Annotated in this window: 25 protein-coding genes and 2 riboswitches; of the genes, 4 read left to right on the top strand and 21 right to left on the bottom strand. The window is 39.0% G+C overall.

What is annotated here, in order from left to right; genetic code table 11:
* Positions 1-260: 260 nt before the first annotated feature.
* From BIV59_RS24010 to BIV59_RS07790, 6 genes are all read right to left on the bottom strand, one after another.
* Positions 261-344: a hypothetical protein gene (locus tag BIV59_RS24010; RefSeq protein WP_240501868.1), complete on the bottom strand. Its 84-nt coding sequence runs from the start codon at positions 342-344 to the stop codon at positions 261-263.
* Positions 345-653: 309 nt separating this feature from the next.
* Positions 654-785 carry a hypothetical protein gene (locus tag BIV59_RS24225; protein ID WP_276205132.1) on the bottom strand — a complete coding sequence of 44 codons (132 nt, stop codon included), beginning with the start codon at positions 783-785 and terminating at the stop codon, positions 654-656.
* A 195-nt stretch (positions 786-980) separates the two neighbouring features.
* Positions 981-1,367, bottom strand: coding sequence for a hypothetical protein (locus BIV59_RS07805; RefSeq protein ID WP_083392085.1), 387 nt, complete (start codon positions 1,365-1,367; stop codon positions 981-983).
* A 141-nt stretch (positions 1,368-1,508) separates the two neighbouring features.
* Positions 1,509-1,685 (bottom strand): hypothetical protein, encoded by a 177-nt coding sequence (locus tag BIV59_RS23575; RefSeq protein WP_170846110.1) that lies wholly within the window; start codon positions 1,683-1,685, stop codon positions 1,509-1,511.
* A gap of 182 nt (positions 1,686-1,867) precedes the next feature.
* Positions 1,868-2,092 carry a hypothetical protein gene (locus tag BIV59_RS07795; RefSeq protein ID WP_071350905.1) on the bottom strand — a complete coding sequence of 75 codons (225 nt, stop codon included), beginning with the start codon at positions 2,090-2,092 and terminating at the stop codon, positions 1,868-1,870.
* Between the two features lie 14 nt (positions 2,093-2,106).
* Entirely contained in the window at positions 2,107-2,964 is an 858-nt protein-coding gene (locus tag BIV59_RS07790; protein WP_071350904.1) for a hypothetical protein, read from the bottom strand.
* Positions 2,965-3,216: 252 nt separating this feature from the next.
* Here BIV59_RS07790 and BIV59_RS07785 point away from each other — a divergent pair, with 252 nt between their 5' ends.
* Positions 3,217-3,564, top strand: coding sequence for a hypothetical protein (locus tag BIV59_RS07785; RefSeq protein ID WP_071350903.1), 348 nt, complete (start codon positions 3,217-3,219; stop codon positions 3,562-3,564).
* A 41-nt stretch (positions 3,565-3,605) separates the two neighbouring features.
* Here BIV59_RS07785 and BIV59_RS07780 read toward each other — a convergent pair whose 3' ends face one another.
* From BIV59_RS07780 to BIV59_RS07765, 4 genes are all read right to left on the bottom strand, one after another.
* The gene (locus tag BIV59_RS07780) at positions 3,606-3,998 is read right to left on the bottom strand and encodes a YybH family protein (RefSeq protein WP_071350902.1); all 393 of its coding nucleotides are present in this window, start codon (positions 3,996-3,998) and stop codon (positions 3,606-3,608) included.
* 27 nt (positions 3,999-4,025) lie between these two features.
* A complete protein-coding gene (fabF, locus tag BIV59_RS07775) occupies positions 4,026-5,258 on the bottom strand; it encodes a beta-ketoacyl-ACP synthase II (RefSeq protein ID WP_071350901.1) in 1,233 nt (410 codons plus the stop codon).
* Positions 5,259-5,542: 284 nt separating this feature from the next.
* Positions 5,543-7,501 (bottom strand): elongation factor G, encoded by a 1,959-nt coding sequence (locus BIV59_RS07770; protein WP_071350900.1) that lies wholly within the window; start codon positions 7,499-7,501, stop codon positions 5,543-5,545.
* Positions 7,502-7,536: 35 nt separating this feature from the next.
* A complete protein-coding gene (locus BIV59_RS07765) occupies positions 7,537-8,130 on the bottom strand; it encodes a branched-chain amino acid aminotransferase (RefSeq protein ID WP_083392084.1) in 594 nt (197 codons plus the stop codon).
* A 240-nt stretch (positions 8,131-8,370) separates the two neighbouring features.
* Between BIV59_RS07765 and BIV59_RS07760 the strand changes: the two genes are divergently transcribed.
* Entirely contained in the window at positions 8,371-8,790 is a 420-nt protein-coding gene (locus BIV59_RS07760) for a ferritin-like domain-containing protein (protein WP_071350899.1), read from the top strand.
* 52 nt (positions 8,791-8,842) lie between these two features.
* On the opposite strand, the gene BIV59_RS07755 is transcribed toward BIV59_RS07760, so the two are convergent.
* The 8 genes from BIV59_RS07755 to BIV59_RS07720 all read right to left on the bottom strand — a co-directional run bounded on the left by BIV59_RS07755 (position 8,843) and on the right by BIV59_RS07720 (position 16,995).
* Positions 8,843-9,121: a hypothetical protein gene (locus BIV59_RS07755; protein ID WP_071350898.1), complete on the bottom strand. Its 279-nt coding sequence runs from the start codon at positions 9,119-9,121 to the stop codon at positions 8,843-8,845.
* A 12-nt stretch (positions 9,122-9,133) separates the two neighbouring features.
* Positions 9,134-10,414, bottom strand: a complete 1,281-nt coding sequence (locus tag BIV59_RS07750; RefSeq protein ID WP_071350897.1) for an ArsB/NhaD family transporter — start codon at positions 10,412-10,414, stop codon at positions 9,134-9,136.
* 291 nt (positions 10,415-10,705) lie between these two features.
* The gene (locus BIV59_RS07745) at positions 10,706-10,924 is read right to left on the bottom strand and encodes a DUF378 domain-containing protein (RefSeq protein WP_071350896.1); all 219 of its coding nucleotides are present in this window, start codon (positions 10,922-10,924) and stop codon (positions 10,706-10,708) included.
* 697 nt (positions 10,925-11,621) lie between these two features.
* The gene (locus BIV59_RS07740) at positions 11,622-12,467 is read right to left on the bottom strand and encodes a P-loop NTPase family protein (RefSeq protein WP_071350895.1); all 846 of its coding nucleotides are present in this window, start codon (positions 12,465-12,467) and stop codon (positions 11,622-11,624) included.
* A gap of 51 nt (positions 12,468-12,518) precedes the next feature.
* Positions 12,519-13,349, bottom strand: coding sequence for a GNAT family N-acetyltransferase (locus BIV59_RS07735; RefSeq protein ID WP_071350894.1), 831 nt, complete (start codon positions 13,347-13,349; stop codon positions 12,519-12,521).
* 378 nt (positions 13,350-13,727) lie between these two features.
* Positions 13,728-13,931 carry an alpha/beta-type small acid-soluble spore protein gene (locus BIV59_RS07730; RefSeq protein WP_071350893.1) on the bottom strand — a complete coding sequence of 68 codons (204 nt, stop codon included), beginning with the start codon at positions 13,929-13,931 and terminating at the stop codon, positions 13,728-13,730.
* Positions 13,932-14,067: 136 nt separating this feature from the next.
* On the bottom strand, positions 14,068-15,615 hold the full coding sequence (locus BIV59_RS07725) for a glycosyl hydrolase family 28-related protein (RefSeq protein ID WP_071350892.1): 1,548 nt from the start codon (positions 15,613-15,615) through the stop codon (positions 14,068-14,070).
* Positions 15,616-15,801: 186 nt separating this feature from the next.
* A complete protein-coding gene (locus BIV59_RS07720; protein WP_071350891.1) occupies positions 15,802-16,995 on the bottom strand; it encodes a NupC/NupG family nucleoside CNT transporter in 1,194 nt (397 codons plus the stop codon).
* 158 nt (positions 16,996-17,153) lie between these two features.
* Positions 17,154-17,256, bottom strand: a riboswitch (purine riboswitch).
* A gap of 211 nt (positions 17,257-17,467) precedes the next feature.
* Between BIV59_RS07720 and BIV59_RS07715 the strand changes: the two genes are divergently transcribed.
* Positions 17,468-18,235: an SDR family oxidoreductase gene (locus tag BIV59_RS07715; RefSeq protein ID WP_071350890.1), complete on the top strand. Its 768-nt coding sequence runs from the start codon at positions 17,468-17,470 to the stop codon at positions 18,233-18,235.
* Between the two features lie 48 nt (positions 18,236-18,283).
* Here the strand turns inward: BIV59_RS07715 and BIV59_RS07710 are convergent, their stop codons facing one another.
* From BIV59_RS07710 to BIV59_RS07700, 3 genes are all read right to left on the bottom strand, one after another.
* On the bottom strand, positions 18,284-18,598 hold the full coding sequence (locus BIV59_RS07710) for a DMT family transporter (RefSeq protein ID WP_071350889.1): 315 nt from the start codon (positions 18,596-18,598) through the stop codon (positions 18,284-18,286).
* Entirely contained in the window at positions 18,598-18,939 is a 342-nt protein-coding gene (locus BIV59_RS07705; RefSeq protein ID WP_071350888.1) for a DMT family transporter, read from the bottom strand. Before BIV59_RS07705 ends, BIV59_RS07710 begins: the two co-directional genes overlap by 1 nt.
* 68 nt (positions 18,940-19,007) lie before the next feature.
* Positions 19,008-19,104, bottom strand: a riboswitch (guanidine-I (ykkC/yxkD leader).
* A gap of 61 nt (positions 19,105-19,165) precedes the next feature.
* Positions 19,166-20,812 carry an MFS transporter gene (locus BIV59_RS07700; RefSeq protein WP_071350887.1) on the bottom strand — a complete coding sequence of 549 codons (1,647 nt, stop codon included), beginning with the start codon at positions 20,810-20,812 and terminating at the stop codon, positions 19,166-19,168.
* Between the two features lie 325 nt (positions 20,813-21,137).
* On the opposite strand from BIV59_RS07700, the gene BIV59_RS07695 reads away from it, so the two are divergent.
* The gene (locus BIV59_RS07695; RefSeq protein ID WP_071350886.1) at positions 21,138-21,566 is read left to right on the top strand and encodes a MarR family winged helix-turn-helix transcriptional regulator; all 429 of its coding nucleotides are present in this window, start codon (positions 21,138-21,140) and stop codon (positions 21,564-21,566) included.
* Positions 21,567-21,613: the final 47 nt, after the last annotated feature.

Genomic DNA, 21,613 nt, shown 5'->3' with positions numbered 1-21,613 from the left:
CCGTAATCACTAAAAGTAACTGTAATAAAATAATATACAGTACGCGCATGATTAAAATGTCATGGACCGCTTTTAATTGTGTTCAAAACTGCACCTATTGTCTTTCTTTAGGTAGTTCACAAATTGCTGCTCTGCCTCACAAAAAACATCACAGCCTGCGTATCCGAGGAAATAACACACTCCTGCTTGGGGTCTCCGGTATTCCAATTAGGTTTCATGGTACCAAACGAAACGGCCCTGTATACATTTGTAAGCGTAACCTAGTGTGCAATGCAATCTAAGATATATCCGCCGCCAAGTCCATCTTCGGTTTTAACAAATCCGCTTTTTCTAAGGGAATTCATTATTTTTCTTATTCTTGCAGGGGTTGTGCAAACATTCCGTGAAATTCCTCGCGGCTTGCCATATGATCAGGCAAATATGCCAAATACACTAAACAATGAACGGTTATGGTAAATTCACTATTCACGCAGGATATTCCTCTCCAACAAGAATACTGAAATTATATTTGTTACAGTTAGCAAAGTCAACTAAGTTACCTTCTTATATTCATAAACCATGGACAGCCGGACCCATTTGACTGAAGGGCCAGGCTGCAGTTTGGTTTTTAAGCTGTCCGAAAGGAAAAGTTTTTCATTAGGGCATGTGTATATTTAAGATTTGCTGTCATTATTACTGGATTTTCTTATTTCAGTCATTCTTTGCTGGTATGCTTTTGTTTCAGCGTTCACATGGTTTGCATCATTTGGTTTGTTTTTTTTAGAACCTCCTGCAGCATTGCTCATCTTTTTTCCACCTCCATCATTAATGCTTTTCTTCTCAGGATTAGTATGGTCTATCATGAAAATAATATTGTATCAAAAATGAAAAAGCAGCCAGTGCAAGAGCATGGCTGCATTATTATTATTGCCGATGAACAAGGATGTGATCATTGGATGCAGTGTTCTAAGTCTTTGATAGCCTGCAGGCGCTTCCGCTTTTTATTCATTCTCTATTTTTTTGACGTATATAGCTTGTGAGGAGCTTGTTTTGATGCAATCTTTTAAATCATCAGCTTTGATGAGTCCCAGGTGAAGAGCTGATTTTATTTTGGCATCATCAGGCTTTCTTTGAATTAAATCCTCCAATTGGAGTTCTTGGAGCCTCTTTACTGTTATTTCCGGTTCATACTTTTCTATTGTCCTGATTTGCCTCTGCAGTTTGAATTCATTGATGACTATTTCACCTTTTTTATTTTTGCCTGCAGCGGCATCAAAGTATTGATTGAATACATTTTTCAATTGCTCCAGATTTGATTCGATTTCCTTTTTCTTTCGGTTAAGCTCTATGAATTGTGACAGCATTTCTTTCGTAATAAGGTATTCCATTTCATCACCCATTCCTTTAACAGATATAACATTGTATTAGCGATGGGGACAAGATAGTACATCTTTTAGAAGAGTTTAAGGACCTGCTTCACCGATGATTTATGTATATGAATTCGATCATTATGCTATATTCAGCTCTTGTTAAAATTGCCGCTTTTTATAGTATTGTACAATCAGCTGGTGGATGAGCGGGTGGGAAATCGCTTTTCCGTTTAAATCTTTCCTGCTTGCAGGCCTTTTTTTTAGTTGTCTTGCTTTTTTTGTATGTGTTTGTTTCGTTCCTGAAAAATAGGAGTTCATAACATGTTTAAGACTCATAAGATGCCTCCGTTTTTATATAATATATGCTCGCCGGTAATAATTTATTATGCGGCCGGTATTTTGCCGTTTTTCGACAAACATACAATCATCTATGGCGGAAAACCTGCAAGCAGCTTTTACTGGGATATATATAAAAGCCCGCTGCTCATCTATATGAGCAGCGGGCTTAAGCGTCCGTTCTATATTCCCAGTCGAGAAAGAATATGACGTACATTTGGATTGTTTTTTTTATCGCCTGAATTTCGCAAGTTGCGTTTTTTATGGGAAGGAGCATGTCCGGTTTGCTTGATCATCACGGATATTTCCCTCTTTCCACTTCTTTCCAGTTCAATATTTTGCAGTTCATTTAAAAGTTTTTTTTCATGGGCGGTTAAAAATTGGCCCGTCCCTTGATTCTCAGCCATAGTGCTACACCCCTCTATTCCTGTTCATTTAGCAAGTCATACAGCTTCTTTGCCATAATGGAATATTCAATACCATCAGCACTCAGCTGCACCATCCGGTAAATGGTTTCTAAAATAGTTTCATCCATTGCGTCAAAACCATTTTTATAGTCATACATGACAATTACGTGAGAGATTTGATCTGCTATAAAAGGAAAAACCATTACATTCAGCCTGTTCAAGATACTGCTGCCATTAGAGGTCTGCAGCTGATTTTCAGAAAGCGCGGTCAGCAGCAGATGCTCTGACTGAGAAGTGATTTTTAAAGGCTTTACTTCCTCAGACTGAACAGAGCGAAAGGATAAATCTCTATATTCATAAATAACCCAATTAATGCTTTTATGAAAGTTTTCTTTGTAATTTAATTTCATATCGCTCAAAAACCATGCAAGGCTATCCAGGATATTTACTTTTCCTGCAGAATCTACAAACAAATCTACAATAACCTGATAGGTTTCTTGTGATGTGAGCTGTCTGATATAGTTTGATTTCGCTTCGTAGGTGTCCACCAAATCCACTATTGCAGATTGGACTTCTTCTTTCTCTACCACTTCTATTTCCAGATTAAACAATTTAAACCTTCTCAGTGTAGCTAGCCCTGCTGGTATCAATAAAAAAAATCCCACTAAAATCAGCAAATAAAAAATAGCCCGGAAGATTTTTAAATTAAGCGGATCCTGAACAATTGGCTGAAGGACCAGTTCAGTCCAGGTTGCATTCTTAACCGTTTCGCTGGCAGAAGGCGGAGTATAAATCAAAGCAAGAATGATACATCCTGCAACGATGCATCCGTATGTAACTTTAAGCCAGTTAGGTACAGACGATGATTTCATTTCTCCTCCAGGTTTTTTTATCACTATTATAGCATTCGGCTGACTAATAATAAACTCAAAAAGAATGCCTGGTTTGTGAGTGTTGTTTGAATTTGGCTATATATACAAACCCTTTTCACCATCATGGTTTTTCAGCCGTTAAGACTGATGATATGAATAGAGGATCACTGCACTGCCTACAAAGCAAGGATCAGCGTTTAAGTATACAGCATTCGGGTATGTATAAAAGTAAACGTTAATAGGAGGAAATAAATGATGATGAAGAGAAAGAACATGCTGATGAGTGCAGCTGCATTAGGTGCTGTTTATCTATTAAGAAACAAGGATGCCCGTGATAAATTAATGAATGGGGTTCAAAATTATATCAGCCCAGAAAAAATCGAGAAAATGAAAAATAGCGTCCAGTCCATGATTAATCCGAAAAATGGTGAACAGCCAGAGAAATTTGCAGGTTCACAAGCAGAAAGCAGCAAAATGAACAATGACAGCTCTGAAATTGAAAAAGCTTCAAAGGCTCAAGACCAGGCCCTGTTAGGCACAGACTTCGCACAGAAGGATGAAGATGAATCACATTCTCTAGCCGAGGCGCCAAAATTGTAAAACTGATAATCCCCTTGGAGTTATTCAAGGGGATTTTATTGTTATGGAGATTTTATGTTCTTTAATGTTAAAAGGCCGCTTAGATGCTCGTGTTTAATTTTCCATGAACCATCACAGCTCTTTACAAAAACATTTGTTGCCCTGCCGCTTCCAGCAGAAGGGGCACTATTATAAATGCCTTCCCATGTATAAGTATAAATGCAAATAGCTACATGCCTGTCTTCGGCAATCCACCGGACATCTTTTGCCCCATAGACCTCATTTTGAATGGTATTCCATGCATGTTCGAAGTATTTTTTTATTTCATCTCTGGTTGTGCACGTTTTATCAGTGAACCAGTAGATGGCACCTTCAGCCAGAAGGTTTTCAACATTTGAGAAGACGTGGGTATTAGTTGCAGCGATATATTTCTCCAGTGCCTGAATATGATCCATTAATTTCACCTATTCTGATATTTTTAGTTAATAAGCCTTAAAAATCAAAGCGGTATTATGCCCTCCGAAACCAAGTGCATTGCTTAAAGCAGCCTTTACCGGGGCTTTTCTGGCTGCAACAGGCACATAATCAAGATCACATTCCGGGTCAGGGGTGACTAAATGTATGGTCGGAAGTATAATGCTATTTTCTATTGTCAAAAGAGTAAAAATAGCTTCGATAGCTCCTGCAGCACCCATCATATGGCCTGTCATTGACTTTGTAGAGCTGATAGGTATTTTAGGTGCGAATTCCTGGAAGAAGGTTTTTATTGCCTGGGTTTCTGTAATGTCATTGTAATGGGTGCTTGTTCCGTGGGCATTGATGTAGTCTATATCCTTTTTGTGAAGTCCTGACCCTGCAAGAGCGAGTTCCATTGCACGGACACATCCTTCTCCGCCAGGTGAGGGGCTCGTGATATGATAGGCATCCGAAACGGTACTGTATCCTGCTATTTCCCCATAAATTTTTGCTTCTCTTTTTAAAGCAGACTCCAAAGTTTCAAGAACTAAAACTCCTGATCCCTCACCCATGACAAGTCCATCGCGGTCTTTATCAAAAGGACGGCATGATGTGGCTGGATCCGGATTTGATGAAATGGCCCCCATGGCACAAAATGCTCCAATTCCCATTGGTGTGATGGATGCTTCTGATCCCCCTGATATCATGATATCCGCCTCGCCTCTTTGTATGACCCTAAAAGCTTCTCCTATCGCATTTGAACTGGAAGCACAGGATAGCACAGAGGTATTATTATAGCCTCTTGCACCAATTGCGATGGATACCTGGCTAGCTGCCATATTGGAAATAACCATTGTAGCGGCAAAAGGATATACCCCCTGTATCCCATTTTGATTCATGCATTTATAAGTTTCTTCAAAGCTTTCCAGTCCTCCTGCAGCTGTACCGAAATATACACCTATCCTTTCTGGTTCTGCATGTTTCCCTGCAATAACCCCTGAATCCCTGACAGCCATGATGGAGGCAGCCACCGCATATTGTGCAAAACGGTCCATTCTATGCCTTTTATTAACAAGCATGTAATCTTCCATACGAAAATCCTTCACTTCTGCAGCTGTCTTTGCTGTGAAATTGCTGCTGTCAAATTTAAGTAAAGGCCCGATTCCTGTTTTTCCTTCAAGGGCAGAGCGCCACGTTGCTTCAATAGAATTTCCCAAAGGCGTAACGGCCCCTATTCCGGTAATTACAACTCTTTTCAAATGGCATCCCTCATTTTTTCAAAAATGTAATATAATTCCTTTTTAAAAATATTCGACATTAGCCAACATTAACCTTTATATTTCCAAAATTTATGATAAATTTCTTTAACATTTTTGCTCATTTATTCGCGCCTTCGGATTTCAGCAGCAAAATCTGCGTTTCGAGAGTGTCCAGGGCCTGTGCAAAAAGCCTGCAATCAGCATCGGCTCTAATTTCAAATACAATTGGTATTGATAAGCATAATAAAAAAACTGGGAATGGCCTATTAATGCCATTCCCAGTGCTAAATTGATATATGCATCAAATGTTCGGCTTCTTGCCAAGTTACAGAATACCCCTGCCCTCTTGCGCAAAAAATGGAAGAAGACGTATACTCGGGGTCCCTATCCTTCTTATAGCCGCTTTTTTTCACAGCTTCCTCTTCATTGTGACAAGGCTGGTACCCTCCAAAGACCAAGCCGATTGTCCCCTTCCCTTTGGTGAAAGAGGAAAGGGATGTACTATATTCCATGAATGTTGCCACAGGAGCTTTCCCTGTAATCACGGCTTTACTGTGAATGAGTTCCGGCGTGTTAAAAGAACCAAAAGCAGCCTGGATATCAGAGAGTACCCTGCCCATATGATTAATATCCACAGTGATTTTGAAATGATAGTATGGTTCAAGCAAAATATTTTCAGCTTTTTCAAGGCCTTGTCTTAACGCCCTGTAAGCCGCTTGCCTGAAGTCCCCTCCGCTTGTGTGTTTAATATGTGCTCTGCCAGTAAGCAGCGTGAGTTTGATATCAGTTAATTCAGATCCCGTTAAAATTCCATGGTGCTTTCTTTCAAGCAGATGCTGCTTTATCAGATTTTGATATCCTGGAGGCAAATCATCATTAGAGCAGACATTCCTATATGTAATGCCGCTTCCGTTTTGCGCGGGTTCAAGCTTTATATGCACCTCGGCATAATGCTTTAGCGGTTCAAAATGCCCGAAACCATTTACCGCCGTTCCAATAGTCTCTTTATAAATGATTTCAGGTTCTTTAAAAGAAACTTCTATATTAAACCTTTCTCTTACCACCTCTTCAAGCACTTCAAGCTGAATTTTGCCCATTACCCGGACCGAAATCTCCTGATTTGTTTCTTCCCAGGCTACATTCAAGGAAGGATCTTCCTCATTAAGAATGTTAAAGCATGCTAAAACATCCCTTACAGGGATGGCTGGGTCGAAGGCTGCCTTGGATTTCAGAGGAGAATCCAAACTAAGATTTTTAGATTCACTTAGGATGCCGAGTCCATCGCCCGGAGAAATTTTTGTGAGCCCCGAAACGGCAAATAGCTCCCCTGATTCTGCTTTGTCAGCTGCCACATAAGTATTGCCCTGATATTTTCTGATTTGTGTTATCTTTTCACAGGTGCGTTTTTCCCCTTGGCCATAGCAAATTTCATCTCTTACAGATAATGTTCCGGTCAGAGCTTTTATATAGGCAATTTTAGTCCCGTTTTTATCGTATTGCACCTTATAGGCTCTGCCAGAGAATAAACCTCCATTGCTGTAATTAGTTTCCGTTAATAAATCCAGGGTATCCAGGAATGGAAGGATCCCCTCATCCTGCAGTGCGGAGCCTGATGAACATGGGAAAATGCGGTTCTTTCTTATCATTTCCTTCATGGAACTAATCCACTTTACGCTATCATAGCCCCCTGTGAGATATGTCTCCAGCAGATTTTCGTCTCTTTCAGCTAGAAATTCAATTAATTCCTCATTCATCTCTCCAGTATGGCATAAATCCCTGATATTTACTGCATCCCGGGTAATCGCCAGTGAAATTTCTTCTCGCACTTTTCCTTCATCGGAACCGTTCCGGTCAGTTTTGTTAATGAAGAAGAAAGAAGGAATATCGTGCTTCCTCAATAGATTCCAAACGGTTTCTGTGTGGCTTTCAACCCCTTCAACTGCGCTGAGTATGATCACAGCGAAGTCCATGGCCATAATAGACCGCTCCATTTCTGGAGAAAAGTCCACATGGCCTGGAGTATCAATTAATTGGATCAGGGAATCTTTATAGCGCATTTCAGCCTGATTGGAGAAAACAGTGATTCCCCGTTCCTTTTCTATATCATGGTGATCAAGAAAAGCATCTTTATGATCGACCCGTCCTCTATGTTTGATAACTTTTGTATGATATAAAAGCTGTTCGGCAAAAGTGGTTTTGCCTGCATCAACATGTGCCAATATCCCAATTGTCTTTCTTGCCATTATTATCTCCTCACCCCTGCCTGGCTGTTTATGTTTTAGGCTGTTTTCTCTGTGAATTCAGCAAGCCGGAATAAGAAGCTGTAAATTAGATTAAAGGCATCTTCAAGAATCATGTTTTCAGAAAAGCCGGTTACATCATTTAAAGCAAAGTTGAGATCCCATAAGCCGTCCTGACTACTGAACATTAATTCAAAGGAATCCTGTTTTTTTGCTAATTCAGCATGCAAAAACTCTCTTATGGATGCATCAAACTTTTTTTGCAATTTTAAACCTAATAAAACAGAGTATGTTCGAAACACATCATCTAATTCAAAAGATACGGCATCAGCTCCAATCAGCTCAAACCATTTTGATTCGACATAAATAAATTCACCAGCATGTTCTTTAAAGTATGCAATTGGGTGTTCGAAAAAGGCGGGGGATTCTTCAGCAATCATTTCTTCACTTTCTTTATTGCAGCGCTCGATATAAGCGTCTTTAAATCTTTTTTCTTTCTCTTCGGCGAGCACACTGGCCTCCGCCAAATTATGCTTAAGTATGTATTCTCTTTCTTGTTCGAATAACTGTACCTGTCCCTGGGAAGAACTCTGAACATTTTCCAGGAATTTAATCATTTGTTTATTTAGCATAAAAATTTCCTCCTCTATGTAATAGCTGCAAATTAGCCATTCAATGAACAGCCCTGATTGTCTATTCACACTAATTATATCAATAAATTTTCTTCAGCGTGAAAAATGGCTGTATGCATTTCTATGTCCTAAGTGTGCCTCATTATATTTTTGGATGTTTATCACAATAATAGCCCTTTTTTCATATCATGCATGGAAAACAAAAAAGCAGGTGATTGCGCCGTGTATTACGAGTCGAATATGTTTGAAAGGGCCACACAGGATGCCCAGCTGATCAATGACCTTATGCAAGCGATAAATGGAGAATACTCTGCCATTGCTTGCTATAGGCAGATTGCCAAAAATGCACCTTCTGAAAAACAAAGAAATCGTATTCTGGAAATCCGCAAAGACGAAAAAAGGCACCTGAATATCTTTTCCTCCATCTATACACAGCTGACAGGGAAAAGGCCTGAACCCAAAATACTTGAAGCATGCCCTGTCAGTTATAAAAAAGGATTGGAATTTGCAATAGAGGATGAACAAAATACAGTGGATTTTTATAATGAGATAGCTGACAAAGCCCAAACTCCGTATATAAGAGAGCAATTTTTAAGAGCAGCAAGAGATGAGCAGAACCATGCTGTCTGGTTCCTGTATTTTCTCACCAAAAGACTTTGAATGCAGCATGGAAAAACCTTCAAATAAGAATTTGAAGGTTTTTTTTTAAGTTTTACTTCGGCCAACTTACACTTTTTAAAAGTTTCCATTTAAACAAACCGAGGATGAAAGATACATAAAGATCCCTGCGGACGATGACTTGTATTTTCTTATTCTTAAGAGAATAAAAAAGCACGTCGCTGTAAACATCATCTCCTTCAAAAAAAGAGCGGAGTTCCATTAAGGTATCATGTGCATTTTCATTAATTGTGCTGATCAAGAATTCATAATCCTCTTCACCCCTTCTTTCTTCCAACGAAATCAGATTTTCATTCACACTATAATTCAACATCACATACACCCCTCAGATCAGATATCGCACATATATATATACCATGCTTACTGTAATTGTAATGAGCATGATCGGCAGACCTAAGAGCATAAATTTCACAAATGAAATTTTATAGCCTTCCTTTTCTGCAAGCCCTGCTACAATTAAATTGGCACTAGCCCCAATCAGTGTCCCGTTACCTCCCAGGCATGCACCTAAGGATAAGCTCCACCATAGCGGCTCTAAATTATGAATACCCATCTTTCCCATGGACTCAATTAGGGGAATCATTGTTGCTACAAAAGGAATATTATCAACAAAAGCAGATGCAATCGCGCTCAGCCACAGTATTAGAATGGAACTTGATGTAACATTGCCGCCGGTTAAGCTGATGGCATAGCTAGAAAGCTTTTCTATTACACCTGTTTCAATAAGTCCGGATATTAAAACAAAAAGTCCAATGAAAAAGAAAATGGTTGGCCACTCAACTTTTGATAGAGATTGTTCCAGATGCTTTTCCCCGGCAATAAGCAGAAGTATAAATGCACCAGCCAAAGCTATCGTGGCAGATTCGACTGTAAGAAGCTGGTGAAGGAAGAATCCAAGAATGGTTAACCCGACAACTGTTAGTGACTTGATCATTAAGACTTTATCAGTAATTTCTTCTTTTTCGTCCAGATCCATAATACGGCTCCGAATCTCATCTGATACTTTCAAGTCTTTTCGGTAAATCATGATAAGTATAAGAAGGGTGATGATAGTAATAATTAAAATGACAGGTGCCAGATTATAGATAAAATCCATGAATGAAAGTGATTGAACTGCACTGCCTATCATAATATTCGGAGGGTCCCCTATCATGGTTGCCGTTCCGCCGATATTGGACATCAGTATTTCAGATAACAGATATGGCATTGGATTTATTTTGAGCTGTTTTGTAATGCTTAAAGTGACTGGAACCATAAGCAGAACAGTAGTCACATTATCAAGGAATGCTGAACCGATTGCAGTCAGCAAAGATAATGATACCAAAATGGACAATGGCTTGCCTTTCACTTTCTTTGCTGAGAAGATAGCAATGAATTTAAATACACCTGTTTCTGCTGTAATGGAAACGAGAACCATCATGCCAATCAGTAAGCCAAGTGTATTAAAATCAATATGGTGCAGTGCTGTTTCCTGATTTACTACCCCGAATAATATGATGGCTGCCCCGCCTAGCATGCTGATAATCGTGCGATGAATTTTTTCACTAATGATGAATCCATAAGTAACTAAGAAGATTCCGATTGCTAAAATTGCTTGTTGAGACAAAAGTTTCACCCTTTCAAATCATGCTTCCAAAATTATAACAAGTATGAAAAAACAGCAAAAAGGAGCCTGCAGTGACAGACTCCCCCAAAACATGCATACTTATTTAATTTAAGAAGAAAAATGTTAAATATACTATATTCCTGTCTTGCTGCAATATAGTTTCTATAAAAATCATACATGATATTACGATAACTTACAAGTGCTGACCTCCTGGAAGGCTAACAATGAAAATCCCAGCAGCTTTTTAAAAGCTGCTGGGATTGCCGTCTTATTGTTTCTTTTCACCTTTTATTAAATATCCCTATTGCTGTAGCGGTTGTTTAATAATGGAATGAACTTTAGTGAATAGATTGCGCATAATCCAACAATTATATAAACAACCCTGGATAAGGCCGCATCCTGTCCTCCAAAGATGGAAGCTACAAGGTCAAATTGGAATAAGCCGACCAAAAGCCAGTTAAGTCCCCCGACAATTAATAATATTAGTGCAATGACATCTAAAGTTTTCATTAAATGAATCCTCCTTTTCGAGTTGTCTGATATCGTTCTTTTTAACTTTGGTTGTTATTTATTAACAAAATAAATGGACAAGCAAATGTGCAAGTTTATGCTTTTTGTCTTTGTCTCCAGCTTTCCAAAGCTACCTCCTTTTTTGTTTATAGGTATTAATTAGCCTGCTTTAACTTTCAGTAAACTTTTGAATGTGCTCAATACTTTTTTGCATTGAATAATATATAAAAATACATCATTTGCCTTTGTGTTTTTACATTGTCCTTGGAAGAATGGTCATTTCCCCTTAAAAACAAGCGGTCTTCGTAAACCTTGCTGTTATGAAATATGGCAGACGGCTTGCTCTCCAATCTATGTAACAGAGGAATGGCCTCACAGAACTCATTTAAAAAATTTGGCTGTTTTCGTAAACTTTGTTGCTACCTGGACAAGGGGTTGATTTCCGCTCCAGGTTACTCGCTTCCCGCTAATCCTACAGGAGTCTCGCACCTTACGCTCCAATCAACCTGGTTTAACAACAGGTTCGCTTCACAGAACAATTAAAAAACAACAATCTTTAAGAGAAGAGCCAAAAGTTTTAAGAAAAAGCCAAAAACAAAAAAGAAAGCACCTTAGAATAAAGGCGCCCTACTGGAATGTAAACATCACTACAGAGTGATATCTGTATATAAATTTGGGCTCTTCTTCTTTCTGGAAATTAGCCGATAAGCAGTTGAATGGCATCATGAAGGGCCGCAGTATGTGAAGACAAATCAAAAGCGGAATTGTTAATGGTCAGGCTTTTTATTTTCAGCCGCTGCAGGAGATGTTCTTCGAGTTTCTTTCTTTCCTGAAGAACCTGTATAGTACCTGTGACCCCTGATAAACCAAAAGCTTTTCCATAGCCTTGTTTAGTATAATAATCAATGAAATTCTCACTCCAGGATATTGGTCGCTCTTTTATTGCTTTTCCGAAAGCAAGGGAAATATCAGGCTGATCCACATAAATTAAAGCCGGCTGCAGCGGTTCAATAATTTCACCCAATTCCTGAATATATCGAAATATTGTTTCTTTTGGTGCATGGTGTTTAACCATGCAGATAGTTAACGGGTTTTGAATGAAACAGCATTCAAAAACATACACCCTATTTTCTTTAAGAGCGTATTCCGTGAATCTCTTCCAGTTGTCCTTCATTAATTCTATATGTAAATCTAGCGGCAGTTCATAAATATCATACTGATAAAGATCTGAAATAAGTTCATCGGGAATGTGAGTGGCATATTCTTTTTTTAGCTTTGCATAAAAAACCAAGTACCCATTTAATAGTTTTGCTGAAAATCTGGCGATCATATCATGATAAGGCTTATGGGCGGATATGAAAGCGGTGTATTCATCAAAGGAGAGAAATGCGGTGCTTTCATAGTCGGCAGGATGATTAAGATCTCCCTCCAAATATAATTCCGCTGCTATACTGTCTTTCTTCAAGAGCCCGAATATCGCTTCTGCTGTTGTTGTTTTTCCAGATCCGGGAAGTCCTTCTGTCAATATCAATTTTGCTGGCACAGCTCATGACCTCTTTTCATACATCATTTAAGGTGAAAAATTATTATGAAGCTAAACTAATTCCCTAAAGGGAAGAAAGTATACAGGATATTTTGGCAGCTGAATGAATCCTGCATTCTTTGCTATGGCTATGGAATCCTTCCGGAAATCCTCAGTTGTCCAATGTGGAATGATACCTCTTTTTATACAGATACTGATATATTCCCTCGCCATCGCCTTTCCCAGCCCTTTGCCGCGGTGTGCAGCTGAATAAGTATTGATGCCAATTTCATGATCATGCCGGCCTGCAAACGCAGAAATGCATGTGCCCACTACAGTTTGATCCTTCATAGAACAAACACCAATACCTTGAGCAAAGAAGTCCGCTGCTGAAGGCCAAAATTTTAAGATTTCCTTAAGAATAACATGTTCCATATCTTCCAAAAGCGTATCTCTGTTTATTATTTTAATTTTATATCCATCAGGTATTTCAATGGGAGGCTGCTCACTAAAAATGGTTTCATCAAATATGAAAGGAACTCTTTGACCGATTCCCATTCTATCGCTGAAAATCTCCTTTACAGTATTTTGCCACTGTTCATAAGGATAGGTTTCAAGATTAATCATCTCTTCGTTTATTTCCATGGCCTCAGGTTTGATTTCACTTATGAAAAGCTGTTTTAAATAAACATTAAACTGAGGAATGTTTGCTTCTCCTATCAGGAAAAACATTTCGTTTATTGCCCATACCAGAGCAACTTGTGGTTTTCTCAGATTGTCAACATAAATTCTGCCAGGATTTCTGCCTTCCATAACACCTTGTATTACAGGATTCGTTCCAGTGAACTTTAACAAGTGTTCAATGGATTTATAGTCACTTTTATTTTTGATTTGAAAAATCATGAATGATCCTCTTTTCCGTTTATTTACCTTCAAGCAAATAGTCAAATAAAAGCGGTGTAGATGTAACATACGCCCTGTTTTGGATAAGCCCCGCACGCAAAGCCACATAGGGATTGATCATCATTGAATTGCCCCCAAATGCTTTGCACAATCAGCAAGGTATTGAATAATGAACTTTAACCAAGACTTTTATAAAGGAATGGTTATCTATTCGCCATGTTTGCTCCAAATTCCTTTTTAAATGCGGTTTCACGCTTGCTTTGTTATTGGGGTTATTGAACTGCTTTTGAAGAATATTCAGAAGATGGTTTAGATGAGGAAGCATAATGAAGACTGCCTGCTGATGCAGGCAGTCAATTCCATTATTATTTATTTAGATTAGCGGGAAGTATATCCAGAAAGCTGCTGCTGAGCAGTCATTACAAGACGTTTTGTAATCTCGCCTCCAACTGATCCGTTAGCTCTTGCTGTTTGATCTGCTCCAAGCTGTACTCCAAACTCAGAAGCGATTTCGTATTTCATTTGCTCTAGTGCTTGTTCTGCACCTGAAACTAAAAGCTGATTGCGGTTTCGGTTTGCCATAATATTCACCTCCTATTACTTTTATGATTTGCTTTGCTGTAATGGGAAATACTCTGCAATAAATGGAAAAATGCCGTTTTTTCAAGGGAAGTGATACCTGAAAATTAAAGAGTAAAGACAGAAAAATATCGTGACTTCATATATAGACCAATTCTTTTTTGTCCTTAGGTTTTATATCATTAATACTTATATTTTCAATATCCTTTCCAAAGACAACGGGTTTAGTGCCTTGCCGGTCATAGTACACTCCCCCAATGGTAATATGGTCGGCTTTCTGCTCACCGCCAAAAATCTTGATGGCACTTGAGGCCTTATTAAAGCCATTGATTGTAATATTGCTGAGCACTACATTGCGTGCCCTGTATTGGATAGCAATCACTGGCTGCTGTTTATAATCATATTCAGAATTTCCGATTAATAAAAAATGATTAATGGCTACATTTTTATAGGCGGAAATAACCATGCCCCTTGGATTTGAATCTTTATATAAGTCAGTGAAGACCGGTGCGAGCGACACGATTAGGGTTGCTCTAATATTATAGGCAGTTTTGGACTCTGGATCCTTTTCCTTGTGGTGCCCAATATGACGGAAATTGTAGGATCTATTATCGTTTACAGAAAGATGGCCAATAATGGTTACATTGGCAGCAGCAGAAGCATTATGATGCGCTTTTACTTCTACACCACCAAAGCACCGTGCTGTCGAATTATTCATAAGCCACACATTTGTTGAACCATCATCCACTTCAATTCCGTTCGAATTGGAAAATCCCTTTTGATGTGCTCTTCCGCTGGGGTCGCACAGATGTGAATTCGTTATCAAAATGTTATCGCTATGATGGGTTGTAATTCCATCATCACCGAAACCATAGCCATGAACATGATCAATCCAAATATACCGGCTTCTTCCGGGGCTTTTGGTTCCGTCCCCTAAATAAGTATATTTAGTGGAGGAAACATCGAAGCAATGAAGGCCAGGATTGATTGCCACGATATTTCTTGTCCATCCGTATGTAACATTGGCAAATGTAAGACAGCTTGACCGGTTGTTTCCTGAACTTGTCTTTTTATCGGCAGGAAGCCTCTCTGCATTCCAGTTCAATGTCATATTTTCCACAAGTATATTGCGATTTCCTTTAGTGTGATTTTTGTTCGTGATTAGCCTATTGCCCCTTGGTGACCGGTCATGAAGCTTAACGATTGTTTCTCCTTCACCCTGCCCTGTGAGAATGGTCCAGGAAGGCAATTTGATTCCTTTTGTTATATAAGTTCCTTTTGGAATGACCACCTTCACTTTTCCTGAACCAAGTGCCTTCTTAAAAGCCTGTGTGCAATCTGTCACTCCATCACCGACTGCACCATAATCAAGCACATTGACTTCCTTTTTTATGGAAATAATCAATGCATTATATTCCTTATCCAATTTATTTTTCCATTCAGGAAATAAGCCTTCGTTCATTTCAGTATCATTTCCCCTGTGGCTAAAACCGGTGAGTTTAGCGAGCAGGCCCTTCGCTTTATCCATAAAGGAGAGCTTAGAAATCCTGGTTTCCATGTTTTTGTGTTTTTGAAAAAGCTTATTTGTTTCTTGGACTGCCTTTTCGGCGTTCAATTGAGTGCCAAATAATTCTGATAGTAATTCACGATTTTTTCTTGAATCATGATTCTTACCCAGATCAATCATTCCATCAGCCCCTATAGAGTTCTACAGGAATTATTCCCGGTCTCGTGAGATGTAATCATATAAACAGATAAAACGTATTTTTGAAAGCTTTAATCCGGAAATCTTAGTTGCTGATATTCAGCTGAAGAAAGCAAAAAATGCACAGCAAAAACCCTCCCTCTATAAAGAAGGAAGGCCTATTGTTTATTACCAAATGAAAAGACCGACAAGCATAGCACTTAATAATGACACTGCCATGCCGCTGACAAGCAGCTTCCAGACATTCTTGCCGATAATCGAGGATTTATCTTCACCAAGAATTGAATTAAAAGTGCCATAAATCATTCCGACTGTACTGAAATTGGCAAAAGACGTCAGAAAAGTTGTAGCGGCTGCGATGGTATGTGGCGGCAAATCCTTAATATGCTTTTTCAAGTCCATCATCGCCACAAATTCGTTGGTAGAGATCTTAATGCCCATAAGCTGTGCAACATACATGGCATCATCTTTATTAAGTCCCAGCAGGAAAGCAAACGGACTGAAAATTATAGAGAAAATTTTCTGTATCGTTAAACCATCTACAAAAAATCCTAATATGCCGTTTAGACAGGATGTAAGGGCTACATATCCAATCACCATGGCCAAAATGACGATAACCATTTTCATTCCTACAAGCATGCTGTTAGAAATAGTGGAAAAGAAATCTTTCCTTTCCGATTTAGGAGGAAGGTACACGATATCGTCTTCCCTGCTCACTTCCTGCGGATTCAGCATGCTTGCAAGCAATAATGCATTAAAACAATTTAATGGAATGGCAGCAAAAACATACTGAGGCGGCACCATGGTTAAATAAGCTCCAATGATGGACCCGGAAATGCTGCTCATGCTCATAATGCCAAAGGTAAGCATCCGGTTCTCTTTTAATACTACGAGCTGCTGGCGTATTACAGCCAATGCTTCCGTGTTTCCAAGAAACATCATTTGAATGGAAAAAAAACTTTCAAGTTTAGGAAGCCCTGATATTTTTGAAATAACCCAGCCCACTTTATTAATAATCCAGCCCATAATTCCGAAGTAGGATAAAATATCAAAAAAAGTGATAATAAAAATAATCGGCATCAAAGCGCTGAAAAAGAAATCTACGGTATCATTTGCCATAATTGATGGAAAGGCGAAAGAGATACCGTCATTGGCACAAGAAATAAGCCATGTAAAGAATGAAGCAATATAATTTATGATATTTGTCCCTAGTTTGGTGTCCAGCATAAACCATGTTATGACAAGTTCTGCAGCCAATAGTATCCCAATTGATTTCCACTTAACATTTTTTTTATTGGGCGAAAGCAGAAAAACGATGCCGATTACAATGAAAATTCCTGCCAAATTTAAGAAAAAAAGCATGTCAGCACACTCCTGAAGTAAGATTTCCATAGAAAAAGCCCTTATTTTTTCACCTTTTTGCCGTAAAATCTGACAGAAAGCATGAAAAAATAAGAGCTCCGTCCAGCTTAATTCTTCCTGTTAGTGTTAGAAAATAACAGAAAAAAAGAGGAGATGCTTTATTTTGCATACTTCCTTGTAGTCCGGCATTTTACGGCTGCCAGGTAGAAACTATCAGACCATTACAACTGATATTATACAAGGATAATTTTTGGAATGATTATATATTATTACACACTGTGGGAAACTACAATGGTTTTTATCTTATTCGGAATTTTTAAAGAACTATTACAATCTATAACACTATTTTGTTTATGCAAGAAAATTGCATAGAATAATTTCTCCCTGTTTGCCTGAGTCTAATTAATGGAATCTGCTGGCATAAACGAGTAATATTCTTAGAATAATTTGGTTTTATGAGGAGGAAAATACATTGAAACTATCCGGACATACGGTACTTATAACTGGGGGAGCATCTGGTATTGGACTGGCATTTGCTGAACGTTTCTTAAAAGCAGGCAGTACGGTTATTATTGCTGGCAGACGGGAAGCAAAATTAAAAGAGGCAAAAGAGAAATTTCCAGCACTTCATACAAGGGTTTGCGATGTTTCTGAAGAAAAACAAAGAATTGAGCTTTTCAACTGGGCAGTAAGCGAGTTTCCTGGTCTTAACGTTCTTGTTAATAATGCAGGCATTCAGCAAAGGGTAAACTTATTGAATGTGCAGGAAGACTGGAATTACTACCGCAATGAAATTTCGATTAATGCAGATGCTCCAATCCATCTTAGCATGCTGTTCACCTCTCACTTTGCCAAACTCGATCATGCAGCAATTATCAATGTTTCTTCAGGACTTTCCATGACACCAGGTGTCTGGGTGCCTGTATACAGTGCAACAAAAGCCGCCATCCACTCTTTTACAATCTCCTTAAGGCTGCAGCTGGAGAAGACCAATATAGAAGTGATTGAAATATTCCCTCCTGCAGTCAATACAGATCTTGGCGGTGCAGGATTGCATACTTTTGGTGCCCCGCTTGATGATTTTGCTGACAGCATATTTTCAGATCTTGAAAATGGCATCCGGGAAATTGGTTATGGGGGGGCAAAAGACCGTTTGCGTGCATCAAGGGATGAACTTGATCAGGGCACGCTCCAGGCATGGGAAGGATACTTGGCGAGAAATCCAGATTTCTTTGAATGATGTTAATTATGAAAGGGAGCCTTGCTTCATGGTTCCCTTTCTATTTTCTTATTCGGTCACCTTTAATCCAATTGCTGCACAAAGAATCATAGCAATGAATAATAGACGTTTCCAATCCTTTGATTCTCCATAAAAGACCATCCCTAAAACCGCTCCGCCTGATGCTCCTATTCCTGTCCAAATGGCGTATGCAGTCCCCATCGGAAGTGACTTCATGCTGTATGATAAAAAAAGGAAGCTTGCTCCAAACCCAATAATCAAATATACCAGCCAAAGGAAGCTTGTTTTTCTGTGAAATTGATTTATCATCAATACTCCTGCCATTTCGCATATACCAGCGAGAATTAATGCAATCCATGCCATCAGTTCTTCCTCCTTTCTTCAATCTTTTCCGCTGTTACCGTTTTTAAGCCAATGATTCCTGCTAATAGAAGTAAAATTAACAGCACTTTCGATAAATGAAAAGGTTCGTGAAAAAAGATAATATCAGACGTGACAGTTCCAGCAGTCCCGAGACCAGTAAAGACAGCATACACAGTTCCTGCAGGAAGGGTTTTTCCGGCTGATATCATTCCGTAAAAGCTTACTAGTATGGCAAATCCAGTTAAAGCCCAGTCCAAAAAGCTGTCTGCATGTTTTAAGCCAATCACCCAAATGACTTCAAAAAAGGCAGCTATCATTATTTTTATCCAGCTAGCATTCATTTTGCACCTCTTTAACTTAAGAAATTCCTAAAAACGCAAAAAGCCCGGGAGCCTTCTGAATGAACAGAATCTCCCGGGCTTTTATCCCTCCGTGGCACAGCTCGGCTGCGTGTTTTCTCTCGGTCCAGGCCAGCAAGATACTGCGGAACCCTAGAAAACATAGTCATTTTTAGTTCTTTCTATTATACAAAGCAATGCTGCCATTAGCAAGGGCGGCATGTTTACATTATTTATGTTTATCAGGTGTATTAAGCAAAAGTGTAACAGGCGGTTTTTCATCTGCAGTGACAGGGGCAGCTTTTTGTACAAGTGAACGTCCTTTTCCTGTAGCAACCTTGCCTATAGAAGCAGCTAAAATAATGATGCCCAGTACTAATAAAATCATAAAAGAATCATGATAAGTATCCATAAGGGCACTTTTTTGTGCATTACCGGCAATGATTGCAGTTACCTTGCTTTTGGCATCGGCTGCAGACATGCCTGTGCCCGTAAATTTGCGGATCAGGTCATTCATTTGAATCGGAAAATCCTGGCTTGCAAAGCTCAGCTGATTTCTTAATTGCTCATAATGAAAAGTATTTCTCATGGCTAAAAACCAGCCTAGTATAGGTGCAGCTATGGCACCTAGCATGTTTCTTGTAAAATGCAATGAAACAGATCTCATAGAGGCCTTATGTATATCCCCGGCAAGAGCTGTTCCCAGTGCACCGGAAACCAAAGCCATTGATATTCCCGCGCCAAGCGTCCCAAATTGAAGACATAAGGTTGTAAGTGAGGCATCTTCATTTACAGTAAGCCACTCGAAACTGACATATATAATTGCGAGCGAACCTATTATCCCCAATATGCCAGCTCCCAGCTTGTCATAGAAAAAGGTGCATATTAGTGCGGATACCACAACACCCAAAAATAGGGAGAGATAAACGTGAGATAGTGAAATAAAGGCAGTATCTAAAATGTTGCGCAGAAAGCCATTTACTCCTGCCAAGCTAACAATGAAAGCAATATGAGAAACTATAGCCATCATAAAACCGAAAAATGGTTTTGCTGCAAATAAGGTTCGAAACGGAACTAACGGATTTTCCAGTGTTGTATCCAGCCAGATGAATAGTATCAGGAAAACCGCAGCAGCTGCAAGAAACGGCCAAACAAGCCCAGATTTAAATCCGAGTTTTTGGAGATTAATCATCGGAACAGATAAACATGCAGCGGTAGCAATCAATAGCACCGCTCCTCTTTTATCAAAAGCCCTTTTATCAAGACTTTCCTTTTTATCACGCGGCAAGAGAAGCATGCCGACAATCAGGCATAGAAGAGCGCTAATGACATTAAGCACAAAAAGCCATCTCCATGCGTCTAATCTAAGTGATATGGATCCGAAATAAGCTCCGACTGCAGAAGAACCGAATAGTCCTGCTATTGCCATAAAAAGAAATGTGTTTCTGATCTTATTGGGGAAGGAACGGAGACTGACGGGCAGTATGGTCAAAAATAACAAACCTGCACTAAATCCCTGAATGATCCTCCCTAAATCAAAAAGATCGAGTCCAATCGAAAAAAGGTTTATGACCGAACCGAATAAAAAAACAATGATCAACGTTAAATAGGATTGTTTGAGCCCGAATTTCCTGCTGAATGCCGGGCCAAGCGGCACGCCAATCGCAAACGCCAAATTTGATAAAATAGAGGGATAAAGCATATCATCCGAACTTGCCATAAAACCATTTTGAATGATTATCTGATTGATGGTAAATGAAAGATTCAAGAAGTATTGCGGACCAATTGAAAAAATCGTCAAAATGGCAATGACTAAAAATTTAGGAAAGTATAATTCCCTTGATAGTGTTTTGTATGAAAAATGTGTATCTTCCATTCCTGCTGCCTCCTTGCTTTTTATCATTGACCGGCACTAGGCATGCCTGATAAATGATATTGCCTTTATGTATATTTCAAATAGCAACTTGTATTATACAATATAATGATAAAAATATAAATAAAATGGTTCATTCGTAAAATACATATATAGTTTATCTGCCTAAAAGGGATTGAAGAATAACGAGCCAATCATCAGGCAATACTGACAGTTTCAAACTAATAGTATGGCTGCCCATATAAAAAAATTTGCATCCATCCCTTTTATGAATGTATGCTAATAGTATTCACTATGCAGAGCTTAATTATTTTCCGGGAGGATATTTATGGATCGAATTCTTGATATGATTGAATATGAAATTGCCCTTCTTAACCGGCTCACAAATGCCATCAGCCCTAAACTGGGGAAATTGGACCGTTCCGGCTACATCTTACTAAGCAAAGTCATCGATGGAAATCCTGCGGGAATTAACGAAATTGCTGAAGAGCTAAAATTGAATGTTTCAACAGCAAGCAGGCAGGTGGCAGCTTTGGAGGAGAAGGAGTATATCTCCCGCACACCCGATCAAAAAAACGGAAGAATCAGTTTAATAACGATAACTGATCTTGGCAGGGAAGTTTTTAATTCCGTTAAAAAAGCACGTACAGATGCTTACGCCGCGATTCTCCACAATTGGCCCAAAAAGGATCTTGAAGAATTGGAATCTTCGCTTTCCAAGCTCAACTCAGCTTTAGTGCTATGGAACAGACCCTGATTGACAGCAAACTGTAGTAACTCTAATCCGGTATCTCTGACTAGACA

The sequence above is a fragment of the Bacillus sp. MUM 13 genome, from assembly GCF_001866725.1.
GTDB lineage: Bacteria > Bacillota > Bacilli > Bacillales > DSM-1321 > Peribacillus.
This window is presented reverse-complemented; position numbering and strand designations above follow the sequence as displayed.

Bases quoted from the DNA above. Each gene is read 5' to 3' on its own strand.
- BIV59_RS24010 (WP_240501868.1), bottom strand. From the start codon at position 344: ATGAATTCCCTTAGAAAAAGCGGATTTGTTAAAACCGAAGATGGACTT.
- BIV59_RS24225 (WP_276205132.1), bottom strand. From the start codon at position 785: ATGAGCAATGCTGCAGGAGGTTCTAAAAAAAACAAACCAAATGATGCA.
- BIV59_RS07805 (WP_083392085.1), bottom strand. From the start codon at position 1,367: ATGGAATACCTTATTACGAAAGAAATGCTGTCACAATTCATAGAGCTT.
- BIV59_RS23575 (WP_170846110.1), bottom strand. From the start codon at position 1,685: ATGAGTCTTAAACATGTTATGAACTCCTATTTTTCAGGAACGAAACAA.
- BIV59_RS07795 (WP_071350905.1), bottom strand. From the start codon at position 2,092: ATGGCTGAGAATCAAGGGACGGGCCAATTTTTAACCGCCCATGAAAAA.
- BIV59_RS07790 (WP_071350904.1), bottom strand. From the start codon at position 2,964: ATGAAATCATCGTCTGTACCTAACTGGCTTAAAGTTACATACGGATGC.
- BIV59_RS07785 (WP_071350903.1), top strand. From the start codon at position 3,217: ATGATGATGAAGAGAAAGAACATGCTGATGAGTGCAGCTGCATTAGGT.
- BIV59_RS07780 (WP_071350902.1), bottom strand. From the start codon at position 3,998: ATGGATCATATTCAGGCACTGGAGAAATATATCGCTGCAACTAATACC.
- BIV59_RS07770 (WP_071350900.1), bottom strand. From the start codon at position 7,501: ATGGCAAGAAAGACAATTGGGATATTGGCACATGTTGATGCAGGCAAA.
- BIV59_RS07765 (WP_083392084.1), bottom strand. From the start codon at position 8,130: ATGCTAAATAAACAAATGATTAAATTCCTGGAAAATGTTCAGAGTTCT.
- BIV59_RS07760 (WP_071350899.1), top strand. From the start codon at position 8,371: ATGTTTGAAAGGGCCACACAGGATGCCCAGCTGATCAATGACCTTATG.
- BIV59_RS07755 (WP_071350898.1), bottom strand. From the start codon at position 9,121: ATGTTGAATTATAGTGTGAATGAAAATCTGATTTCGTTGGAAGAAAGA.
- BIV59_RS07745 (WP_071350896.1), bottom strand. From the start codon at position 10,924: ATGAAAACTTTAGATGTCATTGCACTAATATTATTAATTGTCGGGGGA.
- BIV59_RS07735 (WP_071350894.1), bottom strand. From the start codon at position 13,349: ATGATTTTTCAAATCAAAAATAAAAGTGACTATAAATCCATTGAACAC.
- BIV59_RS07730 (WP_071350893.1), bottom strand. From the start codon at position 13,931: ATGGCAAACCGAAACCGCAATCAGCTTTTAGTTTCAGGTGCAGAACAA.
- BIV59_RS07725 (WP_071350892.1), bottom strand. From the start codon at position 15,615: ATGATTGATCTGGGTAAGAATCATGATTCAAGAAAAAATCGTGAATTA.
- BIV59_RS07720 (WP_071350891.1), bottom strand. From the start codon at position 16,995: ATGCTTTTTTTCTTAAATTTGGCAGGAATTTTCATTGTAATCGGCATC.
- BIV59_RS07710 (WP_071350889.1), bottom strand. From the start codon at position 18,598: ATGGCATGGATTGCATTAATTCTCGCTGGTATATGCGAAATGGCAGGA.
- BIV59_RS07705 (WP_071350888.1), bottom strand. From the start codon at position 18,939: ATGAATGCTAGCTGGATAAAAATAATGATAGCTGCCTTTTTTGAAGTC.
- BIV59_RS07700 (WP_071350887.1), bottom strand. From the start codon at position 20,812: ATGGAAGATACACATTTTTCATACAAAACACTATCAAGGGAATTATAC.
- BIV59_RS07695 (WP_071350886.1), top strand. From the start codon at position 21,138: ATGGATCGAATTCTTGATATGATTGAATATGAAATTGCCCTTCTTAAC.